This is a genomic window from Scandinavium manionii, assembly GCF_024764775.1.
Taxonomy (GTDB): Bacteria; Pseudomonadota; Gammaproteobacteria; order Enterobacterales; family Enterobacteriaceae; genus Scandinavium; species Scandinavium manionii.
The window spans coordinates 115,997-130,710 of sequence record NZ_JALIGC010000031.1 but is presented as its reverse complement, the minus strand read 5'-3'; the positions used below and the strand labels follow the sequence as shown (position 1 = coordinate 130,710).

General features: G+C 49.1%; 14 protein-coding genes and 1 pseudogene. 10 read left to right on the top strand and 5 right to left on the bottom strand.

Annotated elements, in window-relative coordinates; all coding sequences use genetic code 11:
- Nucleotides 1-366 (bottom strand): annotated as a pseudogene (locus MUU51_RS03080) (transposase); the annotation flags it as partial.
- A 42-nt stretch (nucleotides 367-408) separates the two neighbouring features.
- Nucleotides 409-702 carry a site-specific integrase gene (locus MUU51_RS03075; RefSeq protein ID WP_258967083.1) on the bottom strand — a complete coding sequence of 98 codons (294 nt, stop codon included), beginning with the start codon at nucleotides 700-702 and terminating at the stop codon, nucleotides 409-411.
- 788 nt (nucleotides 703-1,490) lie between these two features.
- Between MUU51_RS03075 and MUU51_RS03070 the strand changes: the two genes are divergently transcribed.
- The 10 genes from MUU51_RS03070 to MUU51_RS03025 all read left to right on the top strand — a co-directional run bounded on the left by MUU51_RS03070 (nucleotide 1,491) and on the right by MUU51_RS03025 (nucleotide 10,406).
- Nucleotides 1,491-1,955 carry a PTS sugar transporter subunit IIA gene (locus tag MUU51_RS03070; protein WP_258967082.1) on the top strand — a complete coding sequence of 155 codons (465 nt, stop codon included), beginning with the start codon at nucleotides 1,491-1,493 and terminating at the stop codon, nucleotides 1,953-1,955.
- Nucleotides 1,956-2,014: 59 nt separating this feature from the next.
- Nucleotides 2,015-2,296, top strand: coding sequence for a PTS sugar transporter subunit IIB (locus MUU51_RS03065; protein ID WP_098067254.1), 282 nt, complete (start codon nucleotides 2,015-2,017; stop codon nucleotides 2,294-2,296).
- Between the two features lie 11 nt (nucleotides 2,297-2,307).
- The gene (locus tag MUU51_RS03060; protein WP_258967081.1) at nucleotides 2,308-3,699 is read left to right on the top strand and encodes a PTS galactitol transporter subunit IIC; all 1,392 of its coding nucleotides are present in this window, start codon (nucleotides 2,308-2,310) and stop codon (nucleotides 3,697-3,699) included.
- Nucleotides 3,700-3,773: 74 nt separating this feature from the next.
- Nucleotides 3,774-5,285 (top strand): FGGY-family carbohydrate kinase, encoded by a 1,512-nt coding sequence (locus MUU51_RS03055; RefSeq protein WP_258967080.1) that lies wholly within the window; start codon nucleotides 3,774-3,776, stop codon nucleotides 5,283-5,285.
- Nucleotides 5,285-6,319, top strand: coding sequence for a zinc-dependent dehydrogenase (locus MUU51_RS03050; RefSeq protein WP_258967079.1), 1,035 nt, complete (start codon nucleotides 5,285-5,287; stop codon nucleotides 6,317-6,319). The genes MUU51_RS03055 and MUU51_RS03050 overlap by 1 nt, the downstream gene beginning before the upstream one ends.
- 180 nt (nucleotides 6,320-6,499) lie before the next feature.
- On the top strand, nucleotides 6,500-7,243 hold the full coding sequence (locus MUU51_RS03045) for a GntR family transcriptional regulator (RefSeq protein WP_258967078.1): 744 nt from the start codon (nucleotides 6,500-6,502) through the stop codon (nucleotides 7,241-7,243).
- 5 nt (nucleotides 7,244-7,248) lie between these two features.
- Nucleotides 7,249-8,088: a class II aldolase gene (locus MUU51_RS03040; protein WP_079968010.1), complete on the top strand. Its 840-nt coding sequence runs from the start codon at nucleotides 7,249-7,251 to the stop codon at nucleotides 8,086-8,088.
- Between the two features lie 43 nt (nucleotides 8,089-8,131).
- Nucleotides 8,132-8,404 carry an HPr family phosphocarrier protein gene (locus MUU51_RS03035; RefSeq protein WP_258967077.1) on the top strand — a complete coding sequence of 91 codons (273 nt, stop codon included), beginning with the start codon at nucleotides 8,132-8,134 and terminating at the stop codon, nucleotides 8,402-8,404.
- Nucleotides 8,405-8,474: 70 nt separating this feature from the next.
- Nucleotides 8,475-9,257 (top strand): 5'/3'-nucleotidase SurE, encoded by a 783-nt coding sequence (gene surE / locus MUU51_RS03030; protein ID WP_258967076.1) that lies wholly within the window; start codon nucleotides 8,475-8,477, stop codon nucleotides 9,255-9,257.
- Between the two features lie 93 nt (nucleotides 9,258-9,350).
- On the top strand, nucleotides 9,351-10,406 hold the full coding sequence (locus MUU51_RS03025; protein ID WP_258967075.1) for a galactitol-1-phosphate 5-dehydrogenase: 1,056 nt from the start codon (nucleotides 9,351-9,353) through the stop codon (nucleotides 10,404-10,406).
- A gap of 277 nt (nucleotides 10,407-10,683) precedes the next feature.
- On the opposite strand, the gene MUU51_RS03020 is transcribed toward MUU51_RS03025, so the two are convergent.
- The 3 genes from MUU51_RS03020 to MUU51_RS03010 form a co-directional block, all read right to left on the bottom strand.
- On the bottom strand, nucleotides 10,684-11,754 hold the full coding sequence (locus tag MUU51_RS03020; RefSeq protein ID WP_159773844.1) for an ABC transporter ATP-binding protein: 1,071 nt from the start codon (nucleotides 11,752-11,754) through the stop codon (nucleotides 10,684-10,686).
- On the bottom strand, nucleotides 11,747-13,516 hold the full coding sequence (locus MUU51_RS03015) for an ABC transporter permease (protein ID WP_159773842.1): 1,770 nt from the start codon (nucleotides 13,514-13,516) through the stop codon (nucleotides 11,747-11,749). Before MUU51_RS03015 ends, MUU51_RS03020 begins: the two co-directional genes overlap by 8 nt.
- Nucleotides 13,517-13,615: 99 nt before the next feature.
- Nucleotides 13,616-14,704, bottom strand: coding sequence for an ABC transporter substrate-binding protein (locus MUU51_RS03010; RefSeq protein ID WP_258967074.1), 1,089 nt, complete (start codon nucleotides 14,702-14,704; stop codon nucleotides 13,616-13,618).
- Nucleotides 14,705-14,714: the final 10 nt, after the last annotated feature.

Genomic DNA, 14,714 nt, shown 5'->3' with positions numbered 1-14,714 from the left:
TACGATGAACCCCGAACACGTGGCAGAGAGAGGCCACTGGATAACGCGCCCTGAGTTTCCCGATTAACGAGAACTGTTCAGGGAGTCTGACATCAAGAGCGCGGTAGCCTTTTTTAATATTTCGTTTTCAATTTCAATACGTTGAAGATTTTTCTTTAGCTCACGTATTTCGATTTGTTCCGGGGTTATTGGAGAGGCGTTTGACGTTTTGCCCTGCCGTTCATCACGCAGCTGTTTTACCCATTTCGTCATCGTAGAAAGGCCAACGTCCATGGCCTTCGCTGCCTGAGCGGCAGTGTAATTTTGATCGACAACCAACTGGGCTGACTCACGTCTGAATTCAGGACTAAAATTTTTTCTTTTCATTGGTGCACCTGTGTTGTTCTGAGGTGAGCATATCACCTCTGTTCAGGTGGCCAAATTCAGTGTGCCACTACACAACACCTCCCGCTCTGTCTCCGTCAATTCCACTTCTACGGCTTCCTTGGTCTTGTTCTGGGTGATGCGCAATACCTTGCTTCCAATGTCCAGTTCGTCCCATCTCCATGACCGAAGGTCAACACCGCGAAGCTGTGTTTCAACACCTATAAGGAAGAGATCCGCCACTGTCTGGCTCTTCTTCGCGATTTCTTCCACTACCATCTTCACCGGATCGGCGCTCTCCAGCCCGTCTGTACGCTTTGCACCTTTGCTGATTGCCATTCTTACACCTCCTTAATCTGTCTCGATGAAAATTAATATTGATAAAAAACAGATAGATAACAAGATTATTTTATATGTATTTACATAAATGTCTTATTGGAGGCATTTCAAAGGTATTAAGTGACATTAAACGCGATTAAAGCCGATTTAGGGGGCGCGGTTGCTTGAGATGCTTAACGCGATCTGAGTGACGTACCCAATTCTCACGCTAGCCAGCATCAAATATCTAAGATGTTAATTTATAATGATTTTATTTCATCATCGCTTGTTTCATGGAAAATTATTTTGTCAACTTATTTATTTTCACCGTGGCTTTTAGCCCCAGGAATAGCCGAAAAAAGGCGATGAAATCGAGGTTTATTATAAGTGATTGTTTCTGCTGATAGATGAATAGGACAGATAACGCAAAGTTATTTATTCGATTAGATGGGGTAATTAGCTAGCATTTATTATATGCGCTCATTAATTGAGAGGGGCAGAAGGTCGGCTTTGTGCCAGGCGCGGAATTTAGTCTCTCTGAATGGACTCAAGTCCATGGAAAATGGATAAGGTTATTAATGTGATATAACTTATTGATTTAATTTGGTGTTTTTGTTCATGGGGCATCCCGCTAGAAAACGGGTAGACACTTTTTTGTGAACTTAGGCCCAAATTTTAACGAGGCAGGTTGCGTTAATCGTGTGGTCGGGAGTAAATTTCAAGCAGGTTGAACATAGTTGTACATAGACAAGTATACCTGTCATTGTTTGGATCCTTAAACATTGACACCTATTATGAGGTCAAGTGTTATGTCTTTGAATTCTAGACTCGAACCCGAACTCATTCTCCTGAATGAGGCCCCCTTAGACAGAAACATCCTTTTCAATTCTGTCAGTAAGTTATTGCTTTCAAAAAACTATGTAGAACAGAGTTACCCAGAGGCATTGATCGCCCGGGAAGAAAATCACCCCACGGCAATGCAACTGGAAAAAATGGGGGTCGCGATCCCCCATGTCGATGTTGAGCATGTCCGGGAAGAGAAACTGGTTGTGGTCACCTGCCCTGAAGGGATCGTATTTAATCAGGCAGAGGATCCCGACTCCACCATGAAGGTGAATGTCATTTTCTTTTTACTGCTTAAAGAAAAAGATGCGCATCTGGAATTTCTGATGAAACTCATTTCGCTTTTTCAGCGCAGTAATGAAATGGATCAAATCCTTTGGGCGAAATCAAAGAATGACGTTATGGAACTTTTGTCAAAGAATCTTTATTAAAAATCCTAAGCGTGAATTTTTTCTTACCTCATTACCCTAATTAATATCTGGAGTCTGAAATGAACAAAAAAATCATCTTCGCTTGTACTAGTGGTATTGCAACTTCTGCGGTAGCAACTGAAAAAGTGGTTCAGTACTGCAAAACTCAGGGGATTAACGTTGAACCGATGCAGTCGAATATTGGCACTATTGGTAAACAGGATGGCATGGCTGATTTAATTATCGTGACATCAGCGGTTAAAACGGAACTGAAGACACCCGTTCTTAATGGCCTTCCTCTGCTGACTGGATTTGGCGAAGAAGAGTTACTGGAAAAAATCGTAGCCATCCTTAAACAATAAAGGTACGCAAGATGGATAAAGTATTTTCCGCTGTCCAGTATATTCTGGGACTCGGTCCGACTGTCATGTTGCCGATAATTATATTTATCATGGCAATGTGTCTTCAGACAGGTTTTAGCCGGGCAATACGCTCGGCGCTGACCATCGGCATGGGTTTCATCGGTATCTTTCTGGTCTTTGGCTTACTGGTCGACAGTCTGGGGCCAGCAGCCAAGGAAATGGTCAGCCACACTGGAATCGATTTGCCGGTTGTAGACCTGGGCTGGACTCCGCTGGCAGCCATTGCATGGGCTTCTCAGATCGCGCCGTTTGTTGTGCCAATGACTATCGGTATTAACGTGTTGATGCTAACCCTGAACTGGACCAAGACGGTTGATATTGACGTCTGGAACTTCTGGCATTTCTCGATGGTCGGCGCCATGGTTTACGGGGTAACCGGTAATTTCTTCTTTGGTTTGCTGATTTCAGGTGTCACCGCAGCGATCACGTTTGTGATGGCTGACTGGTGTGCCCCGATGATTCAGAAGTATTTCAATCTACCGGGTATTTCGCTGCCAACGCTGTCATCGGTTATTTTCTTCCCGATCGGAGTATTGGGAAATATGGTGCTTGATAAAGTCCCTGGCATTAACAAACTGAATGCCGATCCAGATCAGATCCAGAAGCGTTTTGGTGTCTTTGGCGAGCCGATGATGTTAGGGGTCATTCTGGGGGCGGGGATTGGTCTGCTGGCAGAATATGATCTCAAAGGTGTTCTTAACCTGGCGATGAGCCTTGGTGCGGTGATGCTGATTATGCCTCGCATGGTTAAGTTGCTGATGGAAGGTTTACTTCCATTGTCAGACGCTGTGCGTAGTTTCCTTAAAAAACGTTATCCTGATCGCCACGACTTATACATTGGACTGGACATCGCGGTTGCGGTGGGGCATCCGTCAGTATTGTCCACTGCGCTTCTGCTGATCCCGGTAGCTGTATTGCTCTCGGTAGTTCTGCCGGGTAACCGCTTGCTGCCACTGGGTGACCTGGCGAACATCTGGGTACCGATTTCCATGGTAGTGCTGGCTTGTCGTGGCAATATTGTCAGAGCGTTTATCATTGGTATTCCATGTCTGGCAGTGAATCTGTATGTGGCTTCAGCTGCAGCGCCGATTCTGACGAAAATTGCCCGGGATATGAATTTCCCAGTGAAAACTGGCGGTGAAATTTCCAGCCTGCTGGATGGCGGTAACCCGTATCGTTTCTGGGCAGTCAAAATCTTTGAAGGAAATAGTATTGCCCTGGTGCTTATTCCTATCATCTTCCTGCTGTGTCTGTGGCTATATCGTGTTACTAAAAAACAGCTGAAAGCAGAAGAGTCAGCAGAAAATGAAGTCGCTTCGGCAGATATTCCAGTAGCAAAATAATCCTGTCTATTCAGAAGCAGAGAGATCTGCTTCTGAATTAAACAAACGTAGTCCCTTGCAAAAAGGGGAGAGAGATGTATACGATCGGAATCGATATTGGCACGACCAATTGTAAGGTGTGTTTGTTTACAATTCCTTCTCTGGAATTAATTAATCATTATAGTTTTGAAACGCCCAAAATTGAGGACGGAGAAAATACTGATTTTGATGTTGACCTCATCTGGGACGGGGTAATTTATGGTCTCAAAACGATAACGAATCATCTGGATAATGCTGAGCAAATCAGCGCAGTGGCGGTTGCCAGTGTGGGAGAATCCGGTGTCCTGCTTGATAATAATGATAATGTAGTTGGCCCAGCACTAACCTGGTATGACACGCGTCCCAAACAGCAGTTGGAAAATATTATTTCCGCTATGGATATTGAACATATCTATGAAATAACCGGCATTCCTGCACATTCCAATTACAGCGTCAATAAAATTAAGTGGTTGCAGGATAATAACAGTAATGCCCGTGAAGGCTGTAAATGGTTATGCCTTGCGGAATTCATTGCCTTCAAATTATCCGGCGTGAAACGCTCAGAATATTCTCTGGCATCACGGACGATGGCATTAAACATCGCTGAGATGAACTGGGATGAACAGCTCATGCATGCGGCTGAGCTTTCTCCATCTTTGTTCAGTCCGCTGGTCCAGGCCGGCGTAGCGATTGGTACCGTTACGTCTGATGTTTCTGAACGGACCGGATTGACAATGGTTACCCGTGTCGCCATTGCAGGGCATGATCATATGTGCGGTTCCGTGGCTGTCGGGCTGAGTAGTGAAGATCAGATCCTGAATTCCACAGGGACGACCGAAGGATTACTGGTGGTGACCGAAGCGGTCAATAACACCGGACGTTTTTTCCGCGCCAGAGTATCAAATGGCGTGCATGTCCTTCCGGGGCTTCATTCCCTTTATGCCTCACTGCCTTCTGCAGGGTATGCCATTGAATGGTTCAGAAACCTATTTGAACTCGATATGCCTGGATTCCTGCGAATGGTGGATACGCTGCGTAACGAGCGAGACATGGCTATGGCCAGTGCGCTTGACGGCATCTTCATTCCCCATCTGCGGGGTAGTGGCCCTCCGGACAGAAATACCTGCTCCCGGGCATTAATTTACGGTCTTGATGATAAGTCCCGACCGGAGGATGTTCTGCGCTTTGTGTTCCAGGGATTGTGTTTTGAACTTCGCAATCTGCTGGATTTATACGAAACGCTGACAGGGAATAATTATCCGGTTGTGAATGTGATTGGAGCTGCCTGCAAAAACCCATACTGGTTACAGCTTAAGGCAAATATTCTTAATCGGGAAATCGTGGCATGTAATGTTAATGAGGCCGTGAGCAAAGGGGCCGCCATGCTGGCAGCGAAAGCTGTCGGCGTGGAAGTGGAGTGTCTGCCCGGAACAAGTGAAGAACAGACAAGATGCTACCTGCCGGAGAGTGATGCCGTGACTCACTATCAGGCAATTTACACTCAAGTCTACAAACCGCTTTATGAATCCAAGATGCGTACTGAGCGTCTCTGCAATGGAGTTAACTGATGAAAGCCAGCGTTTACTACAGTAAAAATGATATCCGATATGAAGATGTTGAGGAGCCAGAAATTGGCGACGGTGACATGCTCATCAAAATGCATTCCTGTGGTCTGTGCGGTACTGACATTCATAAAGCGCAGCACCAGACGGTGACCGGCCCGATTATCCTCGGCCATGAAGTGTCGGGGGAAGTGGTGAAAGTTGGCAAGGATGTTACCCGCTACCGGGTTGGTGAGCGTGTGGTAACCGCCATTCATGTTCCCTGCTTTAACTGCCATTACTGTGATCGGGGATTCTTCACCCTATGCGATCAGTTCAAGAAAACAAATCTGGAACCCGGCGGGTTCAGTGAGTTTATTCGTATCCCGCGCCAGCACGTTGAACATCTGACGCACCGAATTATTGACAGTCTTGACTGGGACCGAGCGGCAATGATTGAGCCTGTCGCCTGCTGCTTACATGGACTGAAATCTTCCAATATTCACCCAAAGGATACGGTACTTGTTCTGGGCTCCGGTACCATTGGCCTAGTCAGTGCTCAACTGGCGGCACTGAAAGGCGCCTCTACCGTGATTGTTTCCGACCTTTCCCGGTTCAAGCGTGAACTGGCGCTAAAGGTGGGGGTAACCCACGCGATCGACCCGGCAAATGAAGATGTTGAAACCCGTGTAGCAGAAATCACGCAGGGGAAAGGGCCTGATGTGGTGATCATTGCTGCAGGGGTCTCGTCCCTGGTTACTCAAGCAGTCAATGTTGTACGCCGCGGGGGGAGAATTGTTGTGTTCTCGCCATTTGATAAAAACCCGGTGGTGGAAATTGATGCTGGCAGACTGTTCCGGGATGAAATTTCAATAGTCGGCACCTATTCATTGACCCCTTATGACATGAAGGAAGCGATTGAGATTGTGGAAAAAAACAAAATCCTTACGAAGGACATGATCACTCATACCTGGCCACTGTCTCGGATGGCTGAAGCGATTGATTTTGCTTCCAATCCAGATAATGACGTACTGAAAGTCATCATTAAATCTGACGTATAAAGGGTGTGCCCCCGTTTTCTGTGCGGGGGCCCTCTGCAGCATGGGGCACGGTGCCGTACGAGCATCAGTATGTGGGGCTGAAACTGTGAAGTTGGTCATATAGTTTAATTTTTGAAAACGCTGTATTATCAAGAGTTGTTCATACTTGTATACAGATGATCCACACAGGAGAAGTATCACATGAGTACCATACTGCAAGACTCTGAAATTCCTTTATATATGCAAGTTTCTGAGTGGGTTCGCGGAAAAATTTATAAAGGCGAACTGAGCAAAGGAGACAGGATTCCCTCTGAAAATCAGATCATGGAAATCCTACAGGTCAGTCGTGGCACGGTAAAGAAAGGTGTCACCATGCTGGTAAATGAGGGTTTGCTGGTTCAGGTCCAGGGAAAGGGGACCTTCGTAAAAAAAGAGAATATCTCTTACTCACTGGGGGAAGGGTTGCTTTCTTTTGCGGAGTCGCTTGAAAGTCAGCACTTATCTTTTACAACTGAGGTGATTGACTCCTATATCGAGAAGGCCTCAAAAGGAGTGGCGGAAAAGTTGCAGATCGATCCCGGCACACCCATTTTTTTCCTTAAACGGATCCGCAGTGTGGATGGGGAAAGGGTCATGTTAATTGAAAACAGAATCAATATGTCACTGTGTCCGGGAATAACCGAGGTTGATTTTAATAAGCACAACCTGTTTCAGACCGTCGAAGACATGACGGGACGAAAAATTGAATACTCTGAAAGTCGCTATGCCGCGAAAATTGTGGGTAGCGAACGGGGACACTATCTGGAAGTGAATGAAGAAGCACCGGTGCTTCATCTGGAACAACTGGTTTTCCTCGATAATCATATGCCATTTGATTTTGGCAATGTCTGGCTGAAATCAGATAAATATTATTTGGGTACAGTACTTCAACGAAGAAAGAGGTAAATATCATGCCATTAGTAAACGGTAATATCCTGCTCGATCGTATCCGTGAAAAACGTGTCCTGGCGGGTGCTTTTAACACCACTAACCTGGAAACCACTATCTCGATTCTGGACGCGATTGAGCGTTCAGGATTGCCTAACTTTATTCAGATAGCACCGACAAACGCAAAACTGTCGGGTTATGACTATATCTATGAAATCGTGCGTAAACGCGCTGCGACCATGGATGTGCCGGTCAGTCTCCATCTTGATCATGGTAAAGAGCTGGATGATGTTAAGCGAGCTGTTCGTGCAGGCTTCACATCAGTGATGATTGACGGTGCAGAGTTGCCCTATGAAGAAAATATTGCGTTTACTAAAGAAGCCGTAGATTTTTGTAAATCGTTTGGCGTACCTGTAGAAGCGGAGCTTGGCGCGATTCTGGGTAAAGAAGATGACCACGTCAGTGAGGCTGACTGTAAGACGGATGTTAATCAGGTGCGTCGTTTTGTGGAAGAGACCGGATGTAGCATGTTGGCAGTTTCCGTCGGCAACGTTCACGGCCTGGAAGATATTCCGCGCATTGATATCCCTTTATTACAAGAGATTGCTAAAGTATGTCCGTGCCCGCTGGTTATTCATGGGGGGTCCGGGATCGATGAAGCTATCATCCGCAGTTTTGTGAAATATAATGTCGTGAAACTTAATATTGCCAGCGATTTGCGTAAGGCATTTATTACTACCGTAGGCCAGGCCTGGACTAAAAATAACAACGAAGCGAACCTGGCAAAAGTAATGTCGGGAGCGAAAGATGCGGTGGAAGCTGACGTCTACAGTAAAATTCTGATGATGAACAAGGCCTCCTGATATATCTTTTGTTTTTATTCGGCAATCAGAGTTGGATATAAAAATGATTCGAGAAAATATTCGTGTTGTAAATGGAACAGGCCTGCACGCACGTCCTGCTGCCACATTTATTAAAACACTAAAAAAATATGAGTCTTCTGTTACGCTTATCAATGATGGCAAAGAGACCGTTATTAAAGGACTGATGAGTGTATTGGGGGCCGGGGTTAAAGGAAAGTCCAGTATAGAGATAATCTGCGAAGGGCCTGACGAGCAGATTCTGATGGATGAAATTAAAGGGTTATTTGCCAGCGGCTTTGGCGAGAAAGAAGAATAATCCATTTTATTCCCTGGACGTTATATATCCTAGATTGGTCTTTATTTATCCCTGAAAGGGAGGTAATACTGTGGCTCAAAAATGGTTACAACGAATCTTACTTGTCAATGATGACGGTATTGACGCGCCGGGAATTAAATTGCTTGAAGATGTGGCACAACAGCTTGCCGATGAAGTCTGGATAGTGGCGCCTGCAACTGATAAAAGCGGCGTGGCTAACTCTGTTAGCCTCAGAGAACCGGTTCGAGTGGAACAACGGGGGGAGCGTCGATATGCCGTGCACGGTACTCCGGCTGATTGTGTCACTATGGCAGTCCAGCATTTGATGAAAGAGCAACTTCCGCAACTGGTACTGTCAGGCATTAACAATGGTTCCAATATCGGTTTTGAAACCGTGCTTTCTGGTACCGTCGGAGCGGCCATCACTGGCCTCTTGCTCGGCGTTCCGTCGGTCGCCCTGAGTCAGGACAAGCGACCTGAAGATGCGGTTAACTGGCGAACCGCAGAAACATTTTGCCTACCCTTACTGGATACGTTAATCAGTCGAGGATTACCAACTGATTGTTGCCTTAGCATTAATTTTCCTGACCTGCCTGCGGACAAGATTAAGGGAATTAAAGCCACGCGTCAGGGAATTGGCAAAGTGAAAGGATTACAGGTTATTCCCACAACAGACCCACACGGAGAAAATTATTACTGGATCCGTGTGGAACATGGGGTCGCCGAGTTTCCTGAATATAGTGAGGCAGGGGCGGTTTCAGAAGGATATATCTCTGTCACGCCTTTATTATTTGAGAGAACGGCCACGGAAAGCTGGCATCAGCTTTCCGTGGATCTGAGTTCGTCGCACTAAACCCTGACATAGCGGGTGTGTTTGTCGCCCTTGTGAGGGCGACATTTTTTCACATTCGTGTTTTCAATCCTGATGCCGAAGAATGAGGTTACGATGAAGGCACTGAATCTGTATGGTGTACAGGATGTCCGCTTTGAAGATGTGCGGAAACCTGAAATTGAAAATGCAAATGATGTTCTAATTAAAGTCCATACGGCAGGTATATGTGGTTCTGATATATCGCGCTTTGGTAAAATCGGATCATATAACCCCGGTCTGACCTGGGGGCATGAGTTTTCCGGTACCGTGGAGAGCACGGGGAGTGGGGTGACATCGGTCAGGAAAGGCGACCGTGTCACAGCCTGTAACTGTTTTCCCTGCTTCCTCTGTGATTACTGTCAACAGGGCAATTATGCCCGGTGCACAGACCTGAAGGTGTTGGGTGGTCATAAAAGTGGCGCATTTGCTGAATATATCCGGATGCCGGCTGAGAACGTCCTCAAATTACCCGACTCGATGGACTTCGCGACCGCAAGCTTTATTGAGCCATCCAGTGTGGTTGTGCATGGCATGCGGCAGGTCGATATCAAACCGGGGAGCAGCGTGGCCATTGTCGGGTGCGGTACTATCGGCTTACTGGCCGTTCAATGGGCAAAAATCTGCGGTGCGGGGGACGTATTTGCTTTTGATACCGACGAAGCAAAACTCGCGGTCGCGACGAAAACAGGGGCAACGGCAACCTTCTGCGTCAAAGATGAAAACTATTTATCCCGGTTCCATGAAATCACTTATGACAAAGGTGCTGATATCGTTTTTGAATCATCCGGTAATGCAGCAGGAATCGGCTCCTCCCTGCTTCTGGCGGCGAAAGGCGGAGTGGTGGTTCTAATGGGCATCCCTTACGGTGATGTCGCTTTACCCCGGTTGAATTTTGAAAAAATTGTGCGTAATGAACTTAAAGTCATTGGGTCCTGGAACTCAATTTCTGCACCGTTTCCTGGAAAAGAATGGCAGACATCTATCCATTATCTCAGTTCTGGAAAGGTTAATGTATCTCCATTGATTAGCCGGCAGGTGCGAATGGAAGATGTTCCATCACTTTTGCCGGAGCTTTATAACCGAAAAACGTTTTTCGTTAAGGTCCTGATCAACGTCGAAGCGTTGTCCTGAGGAACATTGATTAACAGAAATACACACAGCATATTAATTAATAACAATTATTGAGCCAGTGATTGTTATCTCCGCTACTCAATGGGCACACCACGCAAATTAAGCCCCGTTCGGATTAACCGAGACCAGTTCGACAAAATCTGCCAAATTCAGGAAGAAGAATGCCAGTCAGCGGAAAACGGGTGACGCTTCCCTGACCTGACCGGCAGCAAATGTGGGCTGAGTCGTGGGGGATAAGCGAAGCGAATCCCCACTAACTGGCGTGTCTCTTTTGGCTTCAGGCCTTCGGGAAGATCCAGACGTGTTTTTCCGGCAGCGCCAGATGACAATTTTTCGGATCGAGTACCTCGTTACCGTACGCCCGAATAACAAAATCATCGCCCACCGTGCGGAACAGATATTCCCAACGATCGCCCAGATACATGCTGGTCAACAGCGGTAACTCAAGCTGATTGTCACCCGGGCCATCAACGATTGCCACGCGTTCCACACGGATAACGGCGGTACCTTCTTGCCCGATTTGTACCCCTTCACCGGCAAGTCCCCACAGCACCCAACCGCGGCCTTCGATCCGCGCTTTGCCGTCGCGCATTTCCGTGACTTTGCCATTCAGGCGGTTATTGCTGCCCATGAACTCAGCGGTAAACAGCGTTTTCGGCGAGCCGTACATCTCCTGCGGCGTGCCCTGTTGTTCAATTTTTCCGTTATTGAGCAGCAGGATCCTATCGGAAATCGCCATCGCCTCATTCTGGTCGTGCGTCACCATCAGCGCGGATAAGCCGAGTTTGATGATCAACTCACGCAGGAACACGCGGGCCTCTTCGCGCAGTTTGGCGTCCAGGTTTGAAAGCGGTTCATCCAGCAGGATCACCGGCGGGTTGTAGACCAGCGCCCGACCAATTGCCACGCGCTGCTGTTGTCCCCCGGAAAGCTGATGCGGATGGCGTTTACCAAGATGCCCCAGCCCGAGCTGATCCAGCACGTCTTGCACCCGCTGGTTAATTTCTTTGGCGGGCACTTTGCGCAACTTCAACGGATAGGCCACGTTTTCAAACACGGTTTTGTGCGGCCAAAGGGCATATGACTGAAACACCAGCCCAAGATTGCGCTCTTCCGCCGGAACTTCACTGCGCGGCGTGCCATCGTACACTTTGTTGCTGCCGATGGTGATAGAGCCTTGAGTGGGTTTTTCCAGCCCGGCAACCGCGCGCAGTAATGTGGTTTTACCGCTGCCGGACGGGCCGAGCAGGGAAACCACTTCACCGCGTTTCAGGTTCATGGCCACGCCTTTTAATACCGGATTGTCGCCGTAGGTTAAATGCAGGTTCTCGACCGATAATTCAATCATGTAATTTGACTCCAAAACGAAGGGCAATTCCCAGGCCTACGACCACCAGCAGAATGTTGATAAACGACAGCGCCGCCACGATATCAATCGCGCCCGCCGCCCACAGGGAAACCAGCATCGAGCCGATGGTTTCGGTGCCCGGCGACAGCAGATACACCCCGGTTGAATATTCGCGCTCAAAAATCAGGAACATCAGCAGCCACGAGCCAATCAGGCCATAGCGGGCGAGCGGAATAGTGACGTGGCGGGTAATTTGCCCGCGGGTGGCTCCGGCGCTGCGGGCGGCTTCTTCCAGCTCCGGCCCTACCTGCAACAGCGTAGAGGAAATCAACCGCAGCCCGTACGCCATCCACACCACCGTGTACGCCAGCCAGACGCTAAAAATGGTGCTGCGCAACGACCGTAGCCAGACAATCAGGTTATCGCGCAGCCACTGCGACCACGGCATCCCTGAAAGCCAGCCGGATTTGAGCGCGTTATCGAGCCACATCGGCAGAAACAGGAACATCCACAGGAACGCGAGCCCGGCGAGCAGACCGGGAACCGCCCGTGGAACCAGCACGCTGTAATCGAGGAAGCGGGTGGTGTTGTCCGGTTTTCGGTGCATAGCGATGCCGACAAACAGATAACAGCCCACCGCCAGCGCGCCGCCAAAGACGCCAATCGCCATCGAGTTGACGATGGCCCGCAGCAGGTTCGGCTGCGCCCAGATGGTGCGGAATGTGTCGAGCGAAAGCTCATTCCAGATGGACACGCCCACGCCCCAGTTGGAGATAAAGGCACGCAGGATAACGCCCAGCAGCGGTACGCCAATGGTCACTGTCAGCCAGAAAGCCACGACGGCACCGGCAACCCAGCGCCATTTACCCAACGGCAACGCGCGCGCCTGCGAGGCTTTCCCTTTCACGGTCACAAAACGGTTGGCGGTGCGCATCAACCGGCGCTGCAACATCACCAGCGGAATAGTGATGCAAATCAGCACCACGGCGACCGCCGCCATCAGATGATAGGACGGCGTACCGAGTTTGTTGGTGAGCTGGTACAGATAGGTCGCCAGCACCATATTGCCTTCCGGATCGCCCAGTACCAGCATCAGCCCGAACACTTCCAGCCCGAGGAAAAACAGCAGCACGATGGCATACAGAATCGACGGTCTCACCATCGGCAAGCTCACGGAGGTCATCACCTGCAACGGCGATGCCCCGGCGATACGCGCGGCTTCTTCCACATCGGAACCGACGCTGCGCAACGCCGAGGAGATGTACAAATAGGCGTGCGGCACGTGCGTCAGACCGGCAATGACCACGATGCTCGACATGTCGTAGATGTTCCATGGCACGAAGCCAATCAGCGATTGCGCCCACAGCGAGAAAAAGCCCACCGGACCGGCGGCCACCACGTAGCCAAAGCCCAGCACCATCGGCGAAACGAAGATAGGCACGAGGATCAGCGGCTCAATCAGGCGTCTGCCGGGTAAATCGGTGCGCACCATCAGGAACGCCAGCACCCCGCCGAGCGGTATCGCGATAACCACCAGGCCGAACGCCAGAATAAAGCCGCTCTTGAGCGCTTTGTAGAAATCAGGATCGGTGAAAATAAAGCCAAAGGATTCAAGGCTCCACTCCTTTGACGGCGAGAAGAATGGAGCGGAAAGGAAACTTTGTATCACGATGAACGACAGCGGGGTGTAGATAACCAGCGCGGTTATCAACACCACAATGCCACGCGGCAGGCTTTGCCACTTTCTGCGTAATGCATTCATACGACTTCCCTTAGATGTCGGATGGTGCTCACGCTTATCCGACCTACGAATTGCTGTTGTAGGGGGAATAGGCGAAACGCCATCCCCCATTTCATGCCACTATTTTGCGGCAGCGGTGCGCCACTGCTTGATGTAATCCAGACGTTTTTTCGGCTGCAGGTATTCCAGCAAAGATTCATCAACCGGGATTGGTTTCAGCGCTTTGCCCAATATTTTGGTCATGCCGTCGATGTCGTTTTTCCCTTCGATATCGTTGCGGATAGACGGAATGTCGGCCTGATTCGCCAGAATGCTCTGCCCTTTTTCAGACAGCACATAGTCCAGCCACAGCCTGGCGGCATTGCTGTTTTGCGCCTGTTGGCTGATGAAGGAAACGCGCGACAGCACCAGGGTGTAATCTTTCGGATAGGAAATCCCCAGTGATGGATCCGTTTTGGCACGTGCTTCTGCGTAGGAACCCAGAATATTGAAACCGACCAGGTTTTCGCCCGAGGAGACCCTTTCCATCATCGTGCCCGTCGAGGACTGCACGGCGAGGCCGCCTTTGGCTACGTCAGCCAGGGTTTTGAAATAGTTTGGATCGGCTTTGGAATCCTGTACCGAGAGCATAAAGCCGAGGCCGGATTTCTCGATATCGTAGGTAGTGACTTTGCCTTTAAATTTGTCGGTCTGGCTGGCGATGAGCTTTGCCAGCGCCGCGTGAGAGTCCGGGACTTCGTTGGCCGGGATCAGCCGTTTGTTATAGATAAAGACCACCGGCTCGTAGGTCGTGCCGTAGGCTTTATTTTTCCACACCGCCCATTTCGGCAGCTGACTCTGTTCAGGCGAGGCATACTCCTGGGCGTAATCGGTGGCGAGTTTGAGCGCCGTATCCATCGATGAGCTCCAGACCACGTCGCCACTGCCGCCGCCTGCGGCCTGTTCGCTGATAAAACGGTTGTACAGTTCGGTACTGTTCATATCGTTATATTCAACTTTAATGCCCGGATAGGTCGCTTCAAAACCTTTAATCAGCGGCCCGGCGGCTTTGGTATCAGTGGTGGAATAGATAACCACTTTGCCTTCTTTCGTCGCGGCATCAACGACTTTCTGATAGTCAGCCGGATAGCCCTGCGGCAGGGCTGAGAACGCGGAGGATGAAATGAAAACTGCGGCAGAGATCAGAGAAAAACGGAATGTGTTCGACATTGCAGTTAAC

Coding starts and splice junctions, on each gene's coding strand:
- MUU51_RS03075 (WP_258967083.1), bottom strand. CDS start 702: ATGGCAATCAGCAAAGGTGCAAAGCGTACAGACGGGCTGGAGAGCGCC.
- MUU51_RS03070 (WP_258967082.1), top strand. CDS start 1,491: ATGTCTTTGAATTCTAGACTCGAACCCGAACTCATTCTCCTGAATGAG.
- MUU51_RS03065 (WP_098067254.1), top strand. CDS start 2,015: ATGAACAAAAAAATCATCTTCGCTTGTACTAGTGGTATTGCAACTTCT.
- MUU51_RS03060 (WP_258967081.1), top strand. CDS start 2,308: ATGGATAAAGTATTTTCCGCTGTCCAGTATATTCTGGGACTCGGTCCG.
- MUU51_RS03055 (WP_258967080.1), top strand. CDS start 3,774: ATGTATACGATCGGAATCGATATTGGCACGACCAATTGTAAGGTGTGT.
- MUU51_RS03050 (WP_258967079.1), top strand. CDS start 5,285: ATGAAAGCCAGCGTTTACTACAGTAAAAATGATATCCGATATGAAGAT.
- MUU51_RS03045 (WP_258967078.1), top strand. CDS start 6,500: ATGAGTACCATACTGCAAGACTCTGAAATTCCTTTATATATGCAAGTT.
- MUU51_RS03040 (WP_079968010.1), top strand. CDS start 7,249: ATGCCATTAGTAAACGGTAATATCCTGCTCGATCGTATCCGTGAAAAA.
- MUU51_RS03035 (WP_258967077.1), top strand. CDS start 8,132: ATGATTCGAGAAAATATTCGTGTTGTAAATGGAACAGGCCTGCACGCA.
- MUU51_RS03025 (WP_258967075.1), top strand. CDS start 9,351: ATGAAGGCACTGAATCTGTATGGTGTACAGGATGTCCGCTTTGAAGAT.
- MUU51_RS03020 (WP_159773844.1), bottom strand. CDS start 11,754: ATGATTGAATTATCGGTCGAGAACCTGCATTTAACCTACGGCGACAAT.
- MUU51_RS03015 (WP_159773842.1), bottom strand. CDS start 13,516: ATGAATGCATTACGCAGAAAGTGGCAAAGCCTGCCGCGTGGCATTGTG.
- MUU51_RS03010 (WP_258967074.1), bottom strand. CDS start 14,704: ATGTCGAACACATTCCGTTTTTCTCTGATCTCTGCCGCAGTTTTCATT.